This window comes from Mycoplasma sp. OR1901 (genome assembly GCF_013348745.1).
Lineage (GTDB): Bacteria > Bacillota_I > Bacilli_A > Mycoplasmatales > Metamycoplasmataceae > Mycoplasmopsis.
Window position 1 is genome coordinate 398,827 of the sequence record NZ_CP054666.1, and the last position, 17,427, is coordinate 416,253.

The following is a 17,427-nucleotide window of genomic DNA, read 5'->3' on the forward strand; positions in this document are numbered from 1 at the left end:
AGTTCTTGGATATGTTTTTATGTCGGCTAAAGTTAGAGAATTAATTTCATATTTTATATTTTAATTTTAGGGGAGAAAATATTTAATGAATAATAAATTTAAAAAATTCGCTTTTGCGTTAAGTGGTGTTTCATCATTTGCAGCATTAAGTGTAGCAATTAGTTGTGGACAGTCAACCAGTGGTTCAAACACAACAGTGGATAATGGTGAAAATAATATAGACCAAATTCCAACAGAACAATTAGGTAGAGTTACTAATGCATCTTTAGGTGCTAACACAACTGTTCCTGCAGGTTCTCGTTTTGATCAAGAAAATGACGGAAAAATTAAAATTGGTACAACATTTAGTGAAACTGGTGCTCAAGCAAAAAGCTTAAATGCGGCTATTGATGTTTACAATGAATTAGTTAAACAAAAAGACGCTGTAAAAAATAATAGTTCACTTACAGATGAACAAAAAGAAGCAGAGTACAAAAAATTAGGTGTTATCGAAGGTGCTATGCCAGTAGAACAACAAAACTTAGGAAGTGGTTATGATGCTGGTAAAGAGGACGTAACAAATAAATTAAACACAAAGGATACTACAGGTTTCTACAACTTAGTAATCAACTATGCTCCAGTTGCTGCAACATTAGCAAGCAAAAACATGTTATTAAGTTTTAACCATTTAGATCCATCAATCAACACAGATATTACATCTTTTGATAGTGCATTTATCTCAAATAATGATGATTTAGAAAACGTTGTAAATAAATCAACATACGTTTTACCATTTTTCAAAAGTACTCAAGTTTTATCAATTAACGCTTCAGTAATGAGCTACATTCTTGAAAAAATGATTGAAAATGGTGCTTCATACATTGATAAAGATTCTGAAGCAAAATTTACAGAAATGATTAATGCTGGTAAAGGTGATAGAGAATCAGTTCAAAAAATTTGAGGTGAACCTATTTCAACAGCAAAAACTCTTTTATCAGGTAAAAAATTAGATTTTGCTATGTTTGATAATTATGTTGATTTAATTGATTTTAGTATGTTAGCTCAATCTTTATTTAATGAATCATCAAATAAAGTTGATTCATCAGTACATGTATTTGGTATAGATGATATTGCCGGAGTTTATGAACAAGCTTTATTCTCATCATTAGGTGCAGATTCTAACTTAATGTTACAAAAAGTAGTTAGAGGAAATGACGGAAGAGCAACAATTAACTTTACAAACATTAAAAACGATCAACAAAATACTTATAAAAAATCGAAAATAATCTTTGAAAAATTTTCAAAAGCCTTTGAGTCAGGAGCTGTATATTCATTCCCTGGGGGTCAATACTCTTCAACAACTCAAACAGAACATAAAATTGCATTTTCAATTGGTTCTACAGCAGGTTACTCATACAACTTTAAAAAAGCTGGTAAAGCTACAAGTGTTTACAAAACAAGTGATTCAAAAGTACAATTAAAAGCTGATGATAAAACATTTTTAGAATTTGGATTAACACCTAAAAGTGGTGATAAACCAGCAGAAGTTATTGGTTATGTAAGTTCATATAAAAATAAAGTTTTAAAATCTACAAGTGATAAAAAACCAGGAAAATACGATTATAAATCACTTTCTACAGAATCAGATACTAAATTAGAAGGGTTATTCAGTCAACAAAATTCAGAATTTGTATTAATTAGCAAAAAAGATTTTGATTTATTAAAAGCTAATACTCAATTCACAGCAAATCAAAATGACATTACACCAAAATATGTAGAATTAAAAAATGGTGATAATGATGTTGTATTACTTTTAGTTTCAAAAGCTGATAAAAATGATTTCCTTGGAAAATTAGGATTAAAATTCGAAAGTAAAACAGACAAAGATTACTTAAATGAAAATGAATTATTACCAAGAGTAACACCTACTAAATGAGAAAAAACAGATGCTAAAAAAGTATTATACTTACAAGGTCCATCATTAATTGGTATACATTCAAACCAAAGTGAAGATATAGCAACAAAAGCGTTTGTTAAATGATTAATTAACAACAACGAACAAATGTTAGCATTACAAAAATCAATGAGTTACATTACACCTATTTCTAAATTTAATGAATTAGATGAAGAAAATAAGAAAAAAATATACGGAAATAATAATTACTTAAAAGTTGCTTTAGAAGAATTTGGTAAAGTTTCTCAAGAAGCAGATTACGTTGCTTTTGAAGAACCAGCTGGTGAATATTCAGCATCATTCAGAAAACAAATTAAAGCGGCATGAGATGCAAGACAAAAAGAATTTTCAGATAAAACAGCAACTAAATCAGACTTTTCTAAATTTGTTGAAACAATGACACAAGGTTTAAATACTCAAAACTAATAATTACAACAAATATAAAAATTTAAAATAAATCGGGTTTGCATAGCAAACTCATTTATTTTATATACTTAAAAATTAGGATTTAAAATGAAAAAAAATATTAAAAAAATTTTATATGCTCTACCAATTTCGTTTAGTACTACTACATTGTTATACACAATTTCATGTGGTTCAAGTACTTCGAAAGAGCAAAATAATGATATGAAATCAAAAGAATTAATTTTAACTACAAAATTAGTAAATGATTTACATTTTATAGAATATAAATCTTCAAACCCTAAAGATTCTATAATAAAAACAACATTAAAATTTGAGAATTATTTAAATGAATATGTTGACACTGTTACAAAAAAACATGCATTAAATAATGTGGTTATTCCTAACCAAAACGGAACAAAATTATTACGTAATTCAAAAGATGTAACAGGATATCCAGAATCATTTGAAAGTCAAATTGAATTAGACGGAAAGACAAAAACAATTACTTGAAAATTTTCAAGTACTAATTCTAAACTAGATTTAGGAACTTTAAGTAAAAAAGGTCAGGATGAAGAATCTCAAAAAGCAGCATTAAACCTAGATAAAGTTAAAAATTACATAACAATTACTTATAAACCTTATTTAGATGATAAAGCATTCCTTAACTTTAAAGATATAGAATATAAATTCAATGATTTAGAAACTTTAGTTAATCCAGTATTAAGTGAAATGCCTACATCATATGATAAAAGTCAATTTAAAGAAGCGTTTGATTGAACTTCTGAAGAAGCTAAAAGTGTAGATTTCTTTAGAGCTAAAGTTGTACGTGTGAAAGACGGTGATACATTTGATGTAGTTGCATTAGAAAACAAAAGTAATGTATCAAACGTTGAAATTGTTAAAGATAAGACTTATACAATTAGATTAGCTGGTATTGATACCCCTGAAAAAGCTGTTGGTAGTGGTAAAAACGTTGTTACATCATCACCATTTGAATATGCTTTTGCATTGATGCCTACTCATTTTGCTGAAAGTTTATTTAAAGATTCAGACGAATACAAAAATGATGTTTACGTTGGTTTTGTAACCGACTTTGATGCTTATGGACGTGTAACTGCCGACATATTCTTTGGTGATAAACACCAATATTCATACAATAATGAAGTTGTAAGAGCTGGATTTACTTTACCGTATGCTAATGACGCCTGAGAAACTGCAATGAGATCAGAAACATTACAAAATTCATACATTAAATCTATTTATCCTAAAATGTACGAATCATTTAATGAAGCAGTAGAAAACAATAAAGGGTTTTTTAAATACTTTGATAAACCTTTAGATGTAACTAAATATATTTATAATATTAAAATTAATAACAAATGACACCCATTTTTTAAAGAAAAAATTGATAAAAATTCTAAAAATATAGGTGATTACATTAATAAATAGTATTAAATATAGTAAAATTAGATTAGAAAGGATTATTAATGATTTCACTTAAAAAAATTAAAAATTTACTCTTAGAATTAATATTGAAAAATAATGAAGAAACAAAATCTAAAATTAAATCATATTACGATAAGTTTAAAAACGAAAAAGAAGATGACATTTCTGCCATCGAACTAAAAAACTTAAATATCGACTTCGGAGAAACTTTAGCCGTTGATAATGTTAGTTTTAAAATCCCTGAAGGAAAATTAGTCACATTACTTGGACCATCAGGTTCTGGTAAAACAACAACACTTAATGCTATTGCAGGACTTTTAACTGCCACTTCTGGAAAAATTCTTTTCAAAGGTAAAGACGTTACTGACTTCACACCTCAAAAAAGAAAAATTGGTTTTGTGTTCCAAAACTATGCCTTATATCCACACTTAAGTGTTTATGCAAACATCGCATTCCCTCTTAAAAACGATTTTGACTGACAATTCAAAACTTTCTTAAAGAAAGAAAAGGCTAAAAATAATATTAGAGCATTATACCTAAAAAAATTAGGAGCTACAGAAGAAGAAATTAACTTATTAACTACTTCTTTTGATACATGACAAGTAATTTCTGAAGAATTACCACATAAACTTAATGAATACTATGCAAAAATAGTAGATAACTACGAAAGAGCACACACAAACTACAAACTTTCATTAGTTCATGAAACTTCAGATATTTCATTACTTACAAAAAATGTATTAAAAACTAATGATAAAGTAAAACAAGACTCTAAAAACAAAATTAGAAACATTAAAGAGAAGTTTATTTCTGATAAAAATAATCGTTTATTACCTGATACATTTGCTAAAGCGGAAATTCTTGAAAACTTTGATAAAAATATTTTAAAATATACCAAAGTTAACGATGAAAACGAATACAACAATCGTATAAACGAAATTCAAAGTAATGTTGCTAATCTAGTAGCGGTTGATTTTAATAATTATGATTTAAATACAAGAATTAAAATTGTTAAATTAGAAGAAAAATTACTTAAATTATTAACTAGATACAAATATATACAAAAACACAAAGAAATAGTAGATAAATACAAAGTTATAAAAGAAGAAGCTAAAGCTGAATACTTAAAAGAAAAACAAATGTTTAAAGATGTTAAAAAGACAGATGAAACATATAAAACACTTTTAAAAGATAGTAAAACACTTCCTTTATTAGCTAAAAAAGAATTCTACAATTCAGTAAAAGAAATTGAAGCTAAATACAGCTTAAACTTAAAATTAAAAGAAGAAAGAAAAGGTCTTATTCCTTCAATTCTTGATGAAGATGAAAAATTATTATTAAAAGAATACTTAAAAGATAATATTTCATTACGTAAAGCTATCCATAATGAAGTTATGGAAGTTGCAAAACGTGTAGAGATAGTTCCTATCCTTCAAAAGAAACCAACAAGATTATCAGGAGGGCAACAACAACGTGTTTCAATCGCACGTGCTATTGTTAAAAAACCTGAAATCTTATTAATGGATGAGCCGCTTTCAAACTTAGATGCAAAATTACGTATATCAACAAGACAATGAATTAGAGAAATTCAAAAATCATTAGGTATTACAACTGTTTTTGTTACACACGACCAAGAAGAAGCTATGTCTATCTCAGATATTATTGTGTGTATGTCTACAGCTAAAGTTCAACAAATTGGTTCACCACTTGATTTATACAACAAGCCAAAAAATCAATTCGTTGCTCGTTTCTTAGGAATGCCTGAAATGGGATTATTTAGTTCAGAATATAAAGATGGTAGTTTATATGTAGCAAACAAAAAAATCGAAAATGTTAAAATACCAAACGTTTCAAACTTATCATTAAACGTTGGTGTTAGATCTGAAGACTTTATTTTAACTGAAAAAGATCAAGAACACATGTTCGAAGGAAGAGTTGCTATTCAAGAAAACTTCGGTAAAGAAAGTAAATTAGTTGTTGAAATTGAAAATGTAGGAAAAATTAATTTCTTATTAGATAATTCATATAACTTTAGAGTTGATGACAAAATTTATTTCAATTTACCACTAAATAAATTACATATCTTTAATGCATCAACAGAAGAGAGAATTGAATATGAATTTTAATAATAATTTGCATCAATTTATTGCAAATAAAATTCCATTCATTTTAAACTGATCACTAAAAAAACAATCTAAGAAAAAACTTTCTTTATCACACTCTATCTTAGATGAACCTACACCATTTTGAATACCTTTATTGCTTTTAGCACCTGGTTTATTCTTAATTGGTATGTTTACGGTTTATCCAATGTTTCTTAATATAAAAGAATCATTTTACACACCAGATGGTCAATTTACACTATCATATTATTCAAAAATCTTTCAAGATATTAGATTTGCCGTTGGTGTTAGAAACTCATTTATTTACGGTTTAATAGTATTACCATTTGTTATGACTATTTCCTTAACAATATCATCAGTAATCTCTAGATTACATCGTAAATATGCAAAAGGTCTATGACAAACAATATTTTTCATGCCTTATGTAACAAATGCCGTTGCTGTTTCTGCAGCATTCATCCAATTCTTTGGAACAAATGGTATTTTAAATAATTTAGTTGGTGGTAACACTCCGTGATTATCAACTAATGATCCATATACTTTTAATGCTTTATTCGCTATGTTTATTAACGGTATTTGAAGTGGCTTAGCATTTAATATCTTAATTTTTACAACATCAATGTTAGGTGTTGATAAAAATCTATATAAATCAGCATCAATCGATGGTTGTGCAGGATTTAAACAATTCTTTAAAATAACATTACCTTCAATCAAAGGTACAATCAACTTTATTATTACACTTGGTATTATTGGTGGACTTAAAGTATTCCCACTTGCTTTATTCCAAAATAGACCTGAAGATGCATTTACATATGGTGGTGGTACACTTATGTTATATGTATACTTAGTAACAAAACAAGGTAACTTCCACTTAGCTGGAGCAGCAGCGATTTCGCTATTTATTATTGGGGTGTCATTCTCATCAATAATTCGTGGTGGATTCTTTATGGTGCAATTATCATTAAATAACTTAGGAGAAAGAAATGTTTGAATGAAAGTTAAAGCTTCAAAAGAGATTGATAAAAAGCAAAATTAAAAGAAACCAAGAAAAAGTTGCCTCAGAAGTAGTTGATAAAAACGTATCAACAGTTATATTAAGTGGGTTATCAAAATTATTATTACTTTCATTTTTTGGGGTATTAATATTATTTCCGTTTATTTTAATGATTTCAATTTCATTTATGACAGATGATGAAGCATTAAAATTACAAACAGAGTTTAGATTTTTACCTTCTTTCACTGAAGGTAGAACATACTTTGTTAATACAAGTGCAAATGGTGCAGGTGGATTCTCAATAGCACCTTGAGCAACAGTTGTTGCAAACACATATAAACGTGCCTTTACATCAGGATTTTGATCGTCAGCAGGGTTTACATTTTTAAATGTTCTTATATCTGTTGTACTTAAGGTAGTTATTACATTTTTAATGGGTTATGCATTCTCACTACGGAATTGAAAAGGTAAAAATGTAGTTTGATTCTTAGCACTAGCACTTTTAGTTTTACCAGAGGTTGCCCTACTTTCTGGTCAATATACAGTTGTGGTTAGAACAAACCTAAAAAGTAATTTATTTACAATGTTATTAGGGGTTTCATTACCATTCGTTGCAAGTATTTTCAATACAGTTATGTATAAAAACGCTTTCGAAGCAATTCCGGGAAGAATTAAGGAAGTTTCACTTGTTGATGGTGCATCAGGATTTAAATACTTATTCAAAGTTGCTTTCCCAATGGTTGTTCCAACAACATTAACAATAGTTATTTTAACTTCTCTAGCTTCATGAAACTCATACTTATGACCATCAATTATAGCTTCAGACTTTAAACAAGCACAAGTTATTTCTGTATGACTATTTAAAGCAGGAATTGATCCTAACGATCCAGATTCAACTTTAAACATACAACAAAACATTAGATTAGCAGCATCGGTTATTGTTATTTTACCAATGTTCATTATTTACTTAATCTTTAGAAAAAGAATTATGAGCGCAATTAGTAGACAAGGTTCAACAATTAAAGGATAAATTATGGGAAGATATAAAACAAAAATTATTATATGATCAATTGTTACTTTAATTGCTTTTATCGGAATAATAACTTTATCAGTTTTAATTAGCAATTTAGAATTTGTTTTAAACTTATCTGAAAAAGTAACATTAGACCAACAAATAACTGATACATATAAATTTATCAAGTCATATTCAATAGGAGGGTTAGCGTTTTCAATTGTTGTTTTCGTAATTGGATCTATCATTTCATATGCTGGATATAAATCTTGAAAATACGTTGAAATGTTTTCATAATTATGAAATTTAAGAAAATAAAATTTTTAATAGGTGGAGTTGTTTTAACTACACTTGCACCACTTAGTACCGTTTCATGTTTTTATGACAACGATAACTCAGTTAAATTCTCTGATAAATTTGTAAAAAATAATTTATTCAATAATGTTGCTTTCAATCCTGTTGAAGGATACTTTAAAAATAATGAAGCTTATAAACAAAGAGAATTTATTAATAACATAATCAAAACTAAAAAACTAACTTATACATTTTCTAATGTTGATGTTGCACTTCCAAATATTGTTAGCGTTGACAATGAACACTTAAGAAAAAAATTCAATGATTTTTATTTGATTGAAAATAATAATTTAAAAATTAATGATCAAAAAATAACAGAATATAAAAATAAATTTGATACTTTTACAGAAAAAAGAAATCAAGAAAAAGAAAAATACGAAAATAATAGCTATATTTTAGAACGTATTGAATACGTTGATGAATTATCAAAAATCAATTTTACTTCATTAGATGTTTTAAAAAATACAATTGATGAATTAAAAAATAACATCAAAGAATATAAAGCGTTAGAACCAAATAAAGAGCACAAAACCTTATCAAGAATTAAAAAATATATTTTCAACGATAAAAGAGATACCGGAATTTTAGTTGAAAAAGAAAGAATAATTCAAAAAGATTTAATCGCTTTAGATAATTTCTCTTATTTTGATTTATCTAATACTAAAAACGTTGTAACAAACGCTGATGTTAAATGAATTGTTGAACACTTCGTTAAAAACACACCTTTTGCAACTTATGATGTTTTATCTAAAGAATCAAGTAAAGAAGATGAACAAGCTAATGAGTACTTAAAAATTGGTCAACCAATTTTAACTTATGATTCATCATCATATAAATTTAATGTGTCTATTTCTCCTCAAATAGTTGAAAACGCAATTCCAAGAAATGTTTTCGAAAAAATTGCTGGTAAGAATTTAGACTTATTCTTAAAATCTAAACAAGCAAAAGGTTCAATGTTATTCAAAGAATTATACAAAAATTTTATTACCAACTATTCTAATTTCAAAGTGGAATCATTAGATAGTGTATCAAATGGTATTTCATTAGGTTTTGGTCCAACACACCTTTTACAAAGTATTGATAGAATAAATAAAGAAAGATCAGATGAATACCAAATATTTACTTATGAAATTGAAAAATATAATGATAAAAAACAAATTGAACTAACTACAGAACAAAACGAAGAGTTTCTAAAAAATCCAGTAGAGTTTGTTAAATCACATTTATACTTAATCATTTATAAAAAACGTGATGATAGTTTAAACTCATTACACAATACAATTAACAACTACACTAGTCTTAATAACACATTAAATGAACAAATTAAAAACAATCCAAAAACAGCCTCATTAAACAAAAGATTAATTAAAGAAAATGATGCTAAAATTGTTCAAGCTCAAATAAAACTTAAAAAGTTTGAAGAAGATCTTATTGAAGTAGAAAGAATTCAAACTTCAGCAGCTTATTTAAATAATTCTTTACCAGAAAAAGATCAACAATTTTTAGATAAATTTAAGTTAGATCATAAAGAAGATATTGATTTTATTGTTAATTTCGTAGCAAAAGAAACAGAAATAGCAACATCTACACAATTTTCTTTAGTAGAAATATTTGCTAAAATGATGTTCTTGCTAGATAATAGATCTCAAATTATATTAGGTACAAACCAAGGTAAAAAAACTTACTGATTAGAACTTCAAGAATCTAATGGTGAGTGAAAAGCTTATGATGTTTATTCATTATTTAAAGCTACAAAAGATTCTGCAAGTGCGGAAAATATTAATTTTGATGATTATCAATTAAAAGATAAAATAGATAATGGTGAATTCATTATTGATCCTGCCTTCATCAAAATTGCAAACGTTAAAAAATAACAATTATATTTATTATTAAAACACCAATAACAATTAAGCTATTGGTGTTTTTTTGTATAAAAAATAGCATTTTTATAAATGCTATCTTAAATTAATTTGCAGGTTGTGGTTGTGATGCATCAGCTTTTGGTTGAGCTTCAGCGTCTGCTTGTGGTTGACTATTTGTTGAACTTGTTGTTGAACTTTGATCATCTTGTGATTGATTAGTTCCGTTTGTTTCTGAACTTGTGCTTGGTTGTTCTTCTTTTGGTTTAACTTCTTCTCCTTGTTGTGATTGGTCAGATGTGCTTGTACCTGGGTTAGCTTGATCAGCAGGAGTTGTTTGTTCTTTTTCTTTAGGTGTGGAATTATCACCTTCTTGTGTACCATCTACATTTCCACCGCTATTACTTTCTTCTTTTTCGATTACTATTTCTTTTAAGAAATCATTAATTTTATTTATGGCTTCTGTAGCTTTAGTAATTTTATTTGATTTTTCTGTTAAATATTTTTTAACTTCGTATTTTAAAATTGCTAAGTTTAAATATGATGATAGATAAGCTTCAGAATACTCTTTTGCTTTAGATTTTTTGTCTTCATTAAGTTCTTCTTTGGCTAGTGGAATAAAATCGTTAATTCTTTTATTTAATTCAGTGAATTGTGTTTGTTTAAATGTATCTACATCATTTGCTTCTGTAAGTTTTAAGAATAATTCATTTATTTTATCATTTATTTTATTAACATCATCACCAAATTCTGGTTTTCCGTCAAAATGTCAGTTGAATATTAATCAGTTTTCTAATAATCTAGGGTGTAATCCTTCTTCTCCGTTATTTGATGTTTTATATTCTTGATATCCATTATTATATTTTTCTTGGTTTAACATATCTTTTTTAATAATATAATCTGAATGTTCTCAATATAAATCGTTGTAATTTTCTCCTTGGCCTAATAAAACGGCAAACATATTTTTTAGACCTGTTGTAGAAACTAATTTTGATACGATGTTATTTAAATCGTCATTTGGAATTACATCTTTAAAAATTTCAGTATATCTTTCTTTAGTATCATTTTTTCTAAATGTGCTTTTATTTTCGCCTAATTCTCAGTTAAAGAATTTGTTTTTATCATCATCAGTAACTAAAAATACTTTATCATTAACTTCTGTTGTTTTTTGGTTTGTTCCATTTAATAATTCATTTAATTTGGCTAATACTGTTTCAGTATCATTTACATTATTAAATTCGTTATTAGATTTTAATATTTCATTAGCAACATTTACATCATTAACAAAGGCATCAAAACTAGTTTTGAAAGTCATTAAGTTTTGTTTTGTAGTTTCTAAGTTGTTTTTTGTTTCAGGTTCATTTACAACAAATGTTTCTAATTTTTTAACTACTTTAGCTTTTTGATCTTTAAATCTTTCGTCTAACTTAGTGTTTTCTTCTGTTATTTGAGTTTTGATTTGATTTATTTCAGACTTAAGTGATTCGATCGCTCTTTTCTCTTCTTCTTGTCTCTTGATTTCTTCATCTTTAGCGACCGCATCTGATTTTGCCTTATTTCATGCATTGTTAAGTTCTTTTGTTGTTTCTCTATATTTTTCTTTTGTTTGACCGTCAAGTTTTTCGATCGCTTCGAATTCATCATATTTAGCTTGTAAGGCTTTTTTAATTTCTGAATATTTATCTTCAGCTAAATTATTTTGAATATATGTCTTAACTTCATTTAGTCTAGATTTAAGTAGATTTTTAGCCTTTAATACTAAAACTGTTTCTTTGTCAGCTTTAGCTTTTTCAAATGATTCAGTTAATTTTTGTGTTTCAACTTTTAATTCTTCTGGTTTTTTGTTATCTAATTTTACTATTTCTTTAGCTTGATCTACTTTAGCTTTTAAAGTGTTTTTTATTTCGCTAAAATCGTCTCCAGTTGTTGAATCTAAAAATTTAGTAGCTTCATTTATAACTTTTATGTAAGCTATTTTTTCGGGTGATTCTTTACCGTTTTTTAATGCTACAACTGTTCCAAGTGTAACACCGGCGGCTACGAATGGTAAAGCTATAACTAACCCTTTAAATCATTTAGTTTTAAATTTCATATTTTCTCCTTGTATTATCATGAGCTATTTTTATATTAAAAATAAATAATTAGTATTATTTATTTAATAGCCCTAAAATAAGTTATTACTATAATATTATATATATTTTTTATTTAAAAAATAGTTAATTTTTACATATTACCACATAAGAAGAAAATAAAAAAATAGTTTCAATTTTGGTGTTGAAACTATTTTTGAATAGGCTAAATCATTAATCAAAAGTATACTTTTTTAGGTATTGTACGCGTACTAATATAATTTTTATAATAAGCTTCATTAAAGGTAATTCCAAGAAACATAAAATATGAAAACCAGTTAACAAAGAAGCCTACTGTAAAGAAGAAACCTACAGCTGAACCGAATTTTGAATAAGAAATAATTTTATTTAAATATGTATAAATTATTAATAAAACAAACGTTGGTATTGTTGATATAATAGCTCCTCTTCAAATTGAGTTAAAACGCAACTTGAATGATGGTGTTAATCTGAAAAGTACTAAAAATGATACTAAAAAGAAAATGAGGGATAGGAATAGATAAAATAAATCTAAGACTCAATGAGTTTTATCTAAACCACTTCTTATCATTGAGGCATATATCAATATGTAAATGTTTGTAAATATAAATAGTAATATTGAAACGGCAAAAACCAAAAATAATCCTTTTAGTTTATTACCTCAATAAGTACCTACTTTATCATGAGAAAACATATAATTGTAAGCTGTAATAATTTTTCCGTATCCACCAGCAGATATATAAAGTGATGGGACAGCAATAAATGATCCTGGAATTAATGAGTAAAGTTTACTAAGAGTATTGTCTACGACTTCTACACCTTCATTATTGCTAAAATATTGTTGTCCACCAGGTATAAATTTATTAAAAATTATATTATTAAACAAGCTTTGGAAAAGACTTGTATTACTTGAGTTATACTCTTTTTTCAATATTTCAACATGACTAGTAAGTGTTGAAATATTATCTGTTATTGTAAGATTTAAAAAGTTAATTATATAAATAATCGGAACTACAGATATTAAAAGGTAAAAAGTAATTGATAATCATATAAATGAAAAATTTTGTCTCGAAAAGTTCTCGTATACTTTGTGTACAACCTTTGTTCTGGTATCTTTTTTCTCTGTATTGTTAGCTCTAATTAGAGCGTATGCAAAGAAACTGATAATGTATTTAATTATTTTTTCGTAAATTATTGAAAAAATAATAAATTTACTTGGTTGAATAATGTTTAGGTAAAAAGCCCTAATAATTGAGTTTTTTTCCTCTCAATTTAGAGAGTTTTTTATAACTATTTTTTGTATTTTTCATCTAAAACCTTAAGTGCTCTTTGGTTTGATAATTGCGGATTAACTTGTCCGTTTGTTTCTTTCATTAACATTCCAAGAACGAATTTAAGAACTTTTTCAGGTCTTGTTAGGTATTCATCAGTTATTTTTTGATTTTTATCAACTATATTATTGATTATTTGATCAATTAAATTTTGATCTGTAATTTGTTTTAAATTATGTTCTTCAAGTAAATTATCAATTTCACCTTCATAGTTGACTAAAAGTGGAATTAATTTTTTAAGTGATTTACTTGAAATGATTTCTTGATCTAAAAGTTCAAGAGATTTTTTAATATTACTTGGTTTAATGTTTAATTCATATGCTTTTACTGAATTGGTATTAGCTAACGATACTATTTCAGCAAAGAATATTTTTGATAATTTATTTTTATCGGGGTATTCTATTGAATCAAAATAATTAGCTAATTCAATATCGTCTACTAAACTATCAATATAGATTTGTTGAATTTCATTATCTAAATATCTTTGTTCTCTTTGGTTTGGTAATTCGTTTAATTTTACTGAATCTATAAATTCTTTAGAAAGTTTAATATATGGTATGTTAGGTTCAGGGAAATATTTGTATTCAACTGTACCTGTTTTTGTTCTCATAACTATATTTGAGTTACTTTTATCATCAAATCTTTTAGTTTGTTGAAGTATTTTTTCACCCATAAGAAGTTGTTTAGCTTGTGATTCAATTTCATTTTCAATAGCTTTTTTAATATTTGAAAGTGAGTTCATATTTTTAATTTCAACTTTTGTTCCGAAAGTTTCATAACCATATGGACGTAGCGAAATATTAATATCTGCACGAAGTGATCCTTGTTCAAGTTTACCTTCTGAGATACCTAATGCTAAAACAGTTTTTTTGATCATATCTACATATGCTGCCGCTTCATCGGCACTTCTTATAACGGGGTAAGTAACAATTTCTATTAACGGAACACCAGCACGATTATAGTCTAATTGTGTAGCATCTTCATTGTGGTGTTGTCTTGCTGTATCTTCTTCAAGATGTATTCTTTCAATTCGAATTTCTTTTTTATTACCATTAGGTAATTTAATTTCAAGTGTTCCATCTGAACCGATTGGACGGAAGAATTGAGTAATTTGGTAACCCTTAGGTAAATCAGGATAAAAATAATTTTTACGATCAAAATGTAATTCATCATCAATTTTCATATTAAGTGCTTTAGCTAAAGCTATAGCGTATTTAACTGCTTGTTTATTTACAAGTGGTAAAGTTCCTGGGTAAGCTAAATCAATTTGGTTTGCGTATGTATTAGGTTCTGCATTAAAATCAATTAAGGCCGGAGAAAACATTTTTGTTTTAGTTTTTAGTTCGATATGAATTTCAATACCGATAATTACTTCAAAATTTTTCATCTATTTTCCTCCTAATAATTCTTCAAAATATTCTGCGATACCTAGAAGTTTTGCGTCTGAATATATTTTTGATTCTAAAGTTAAGTTATATGGTAGGTTTTGATGTTCACTAAATGGTATTGTTATTGAAGGGTAACCACCTAAATTAGCTGCTGTTAATATGAATTCTAAAACACCATATTTGCTACCTTGATCAAATTTTGGGGCAATACCACCAAAAGCTTCGAAAATAACAACATCATATTTTTCGTGTAAATCATTCATGTAATCTTTAATTACACGACGTGCTTTTTGAGCTTTAATAAAGATTTCTTCGATATTTTCTGAATAAAGGAAATAACTACCAAGTGATAATCTTTCTTCTACCATTTTTCCGAATTTTTCACTTCTTGTATTTTTAATTACTTCTTCTCATGTTTCACCATTAACTCTTGAACCAAAAGCGATACCGTTTAAATTTGCTAAGTTCGAGCTTGCTTCTGAGAATGAAATCACTTTATATGTAGGTTTAATAGTATTTAAAATATCTAAATTCGGTTCAATAATATCAACTTGAATTCCTTCATTTATTAGTTTAGAAGTTAATTCTTTCATAGATTCATTAACATATTTTTCGGAGAATTTAGAAAAGTCTAAAACCGCAACTTTGTTTGGTTTAGTTTTTATAACTTGGTCAATAGGTAGATCTAAACTAGTCATATCATGCTTATCTTTACCGAATAAAACTTGTGAAGTTACTATTGTGTCATTAACATTATGTGAGAAATAAGCGACTGTATCAAGTGATGAAGCGTAAGCGAATAAACCGTATCTACTAATTGCTCCGTATGAAGGTTTAAAACCAACCGAACCATTATAACTAGCAGGTAGTCTAACACTATCACCTGTATCACTTGCAAGAGCAATCGAAATATTTTTATCAAAAGTTGCGATAGAACCTGAAGATGAACCACCTGATAATCTTGTTGGGTCTAATTTGTTTTTAACTAAACCGTAGGCACTATGAGTACCTGTACCACCTAATGCAAGTTCGTCTAAATGAAGTTTTGCAGGGATCAAGGCACCTTCTTTAATAAATTTTTCAATAACTGTAGCGTTATAATGTGTATTAAAGTTTTCTAAAATTAAACTTGAAGCACTTGTTGGAGCATTGTCTGTTGCATAATTATCTTTTACAGTAATTACTACATCTTTAAATAATCCATTATTACTATTTTGGGGGTTTTCATATAAATGTGCAACCGAATTATTAGTATCGTTTTTTAAATTTTCAAGTGCTTGTTTTAAATTACCTTTTATTTTAATAGTTCTATTCATTATTTAACCACCTTTTTAATTGTTACATAATCATCATCTGAAGTTGCTGCATTTGATAAAATTTGAGATTTATTAATAGACTTAAATTCGTTATCAAATTCATCATCTCTTAATAAGTCAATTTTATATTCTTCATTTATGTGTGAAAGTGGTTTAACTTTATCTAAATCTAACTTATCAAAACTTTTAAGTTCGTTTTCAAGCTCATGTCAATTTTCAATAATGTGATCTAAAACTTCATCACTAGGATTAAACATAAGAGAATTAACTATTTCTTTTATTTTTTCTTTATTTACTGTCATTTTGCTCCTATCATTTTGGTAGTGAGTAAAACTCAAAACCATTTAAATATTTTAAGTCTCCATTTAAATTTTGGAGTTTTAAGTAGTAAGAATGTAACATTAGTCTTTCAGCTTTTTTTCCGCCGTATTTTATGTCACCATAAATTGGTTTACCTAAAAATTTAAGTGTTAGTCTAATTTGATGTTTACGACCAGTTAAAATTTGTGCAATTTTTTTATTTTTTTCAGTATATAGTATTGTTTTTGAATATTTCGAACCCTCTTTTGGTTTTGGTGATGCTTTAATTTTTCCGGTTAAGTTATCTTTTGAAAAATAAAGTTCAATTTCTCTATGCGGTTCATTAAAATCACTTTTAAATATATATTTTTTTTCAAAATTAGTGATCTTATCGTTTAAATGTTTAACTGTTTGGTAATTTTTACCATAAATTATTAACCCACTTGTTTCTTTATCGAGTCTACCAACATGGCTAGGTTTAAAACTATCAACTTGCTTAAATTTTAAATATGATAAAACCTGATTATCTAAAGAATCGTCAGATCCATGAACTTCAACTCCGATTTTTTTATCTACTATTAATATGTTTTCATCTTCGTAAATAACATCAAAGTTTTGTTCTACTTTGAATAATTGTCCTTTTTCTTTTTTGTCATAAACTCCATAAATAACTATTTGATCATTTTCTTGAACAATTACAGTTTTGTCGTTTATTCTTTTTCCGTTTATTTTTATATCCTTTTTACGAAATAGGCTTTCTAATTTACTTTTTGGTAAATTGATTAAGTATTTAGCAATTAGTTTATAAATTGTACGACCAGAGTCGTTTTTTGTAGCTAAAATTTCAAACATTCTTTC

13 protein-coding genes are annotated in these 17,427 nt (G+C 26.9%); 7 read left to right on the top strand and 6 right to left on the bottom strand.

Translation table 4 applies throughout. From position 1 onward, the window contains the following. The first annotated feature begins 85 nt into the window (after window positions 1-85). The 7 genes from HTZ87_RS01395 to HTZ87_RS01425 all read left to right on the top strand — a co-directional run bounded on the left by HTZ87_RS01395 (window position 86) and on the right by HTZ87_RS01425 (window position 10,141). Complete coding sequence (locus HTZ87_RS01395; RefSeq protein ID WP_174892781.1) at window positions 86-2,359, top strand: P68 family surface lipoprotein; 2,274 nt, start codon at window positions 86-88, stop codon at window positions 2,357-2,359. 87 nt (window positions 2,360-2,446) lie between these two features. Continuing rightward, the gene (locus HTZ87_RS01400) at window positions 2,447-3,787 is read left to right on the top strand and encodes a thermonuclease family protein (protein WP_174892782.1); all 1,341 of its coding nucleotides are present in this window, start codon (window positions 2,447-2,449) and stop codon (window positions 3,785-3,787) included. Window positions 3,788-3,825: 38 nt separating this feature from the next. After that, window positions 3,826-5,910, top strand: a complete 2,085-nt coding sequence (locus HTZ87_RS01405; RefSeq protein WP_174892783.1) for an ATP-binding cassette domain-containing protein — start codon at window positions 3,826-3,828, stop codon at window positions 5,908-5,910. Beyond that, window positions 5,900-6,943, top strand: coding sequence for a carbohydrate ABC transporter permease (locus HTZ87_RS01410; protein WP_174892784.1), 1,044 nt, complete (start codon window positions 5,900-5,902; stop codon window positions 6,941-6,943). Before HTZ87_RS01405 ends, HTZ87_RS01410 begins: the two co-directional genes overlap by 11 nt. After that, window positions 6,891-7,931 (top strand): carbohydrate ABC transporter permease, encoded by a 1,041-nt coding sequence (locus HTZ87_RS01415; RefSeq protein WP_174892785.1) that lies wholly within the window; start codon window positions 6,891-6,893, stop codon window positions 7,929-7,931. Before HTZ87_RS01410 ends, HTZ87_RS01415 begins: the two co-directional genes overlap by 53 nt. Before the next feature lie 3 nt (window positions 7,932-7,934). Further along, complete coding sequence (locus HTZ87_RS01420; protein ID WP_174892786.1) at window positions 7,935-8,210, top strand: hypothetical protein; 276 nt, start codon at window positions 7,935-7,937, stop codon at window positions 8,208-8,210. Between the two features lie 2 nt (window positions 8,211-8,212). After that, on the top strand, window positions 8,213-10,141 hold the full coding sequence (locus HTZ87_RS01425; RefSeq protein WP_174892787.1) for a hypothetical protein: 1,929 nt from the start codon (window positions 8,213-8,215) through the stop codon (window positions 10,139-10,141). 91 nt (window positions 10,142-10,232) lie between these two features. On the opposite strand, the gene HTZ87_RS01430 is transcribed toward HTZ87_RS01425, so the two are convergent. The 6 genes from HTZ87_RS01430 to HTZ87_RS01455 form a co-directional block, all read right to left on the bottom strand. Continuing rightward, window positions 10,233-12,218: a hypothetical protein gene (locus HTZ87_RS01430; protein ID WP_174892788.1), complete on the bottom strand. Its 1,986-nt coding sequence runs from the start codon at window positions 12,216-12,218 to the stop codon at window positions 10,233-10,235. Between the two features lie 203 nt (window positions 12,219-12,421). Then, entirely contained in the window at window positions 12,422-13,537 is a 1,116-nt protein-coding gene (locus HTZ87_RS03565; protein ID WP_371813987.1) for a YhjD/YihY/BrkB family envelope integrity protein, read from the bottom strand. Further along, on the bottom strand, window positions 13,525-14,952 hold the full coding sequence (gatB, locus tag HTZ87_RS01440) for an Asp-tRNA(Asn)/Glu-tRNA(Gln) amidotransferase subunit GatB (protein WP_174892789.1): 1,428 nt from the start codon (window positions 14,950-14,952) through the stop codon (window positions 13,525-13,527). The genes HTZ87_RS03565 and gatB overlap by 13 nt, the downstream gene beginning before the upstream one ends. Beyond that, window positions 14,953-16,269 (bottom strand): amidase family protein, encoded by a 1,317-nt coding sequence (locus HTZ87_RS01445; protein WP_174892790.1) that lies wholly within the window; start codon window positions 16,267-16,269, stop codon window positions 14,953-14,955. It abuts the gene before it with no gap. Further along, window positions 16,269-16,571 carry an aspartyl/glutamyl-tRNA amidotransferase subunit C gene (locus HTZ87_RS01450; RefSeq protein ID WP_174892791.1) on the bottom strand — a complete coding sequence of 101 codons (303 nt, stop codon included), beginning with the start codon at window positions 16,569-16,571 and terminating at the stop codon, window positions 16,269-16,271. The genes HTZ87_RS01445 and HTZ87_RS01450 overlap by 1 nt, the downstream gene beginning before the upstream one ends. Window positions 16,572-16,578: 7 nt before the next feature. Next, on the bottom strand, window positions 16,579-17,421 hold the full coding sequence (locus HTZ87_RS01455; RefSeq protein WP_174892792.1) for an RluA family pseudouridine synthase: 843 nt from the start codon (window positions 17,419-17,421) through the stop codon (window positions 16,579-16,581). Between the last annotated feature and the right edge of the window lie 6 nt (window positions 17,422-17,427).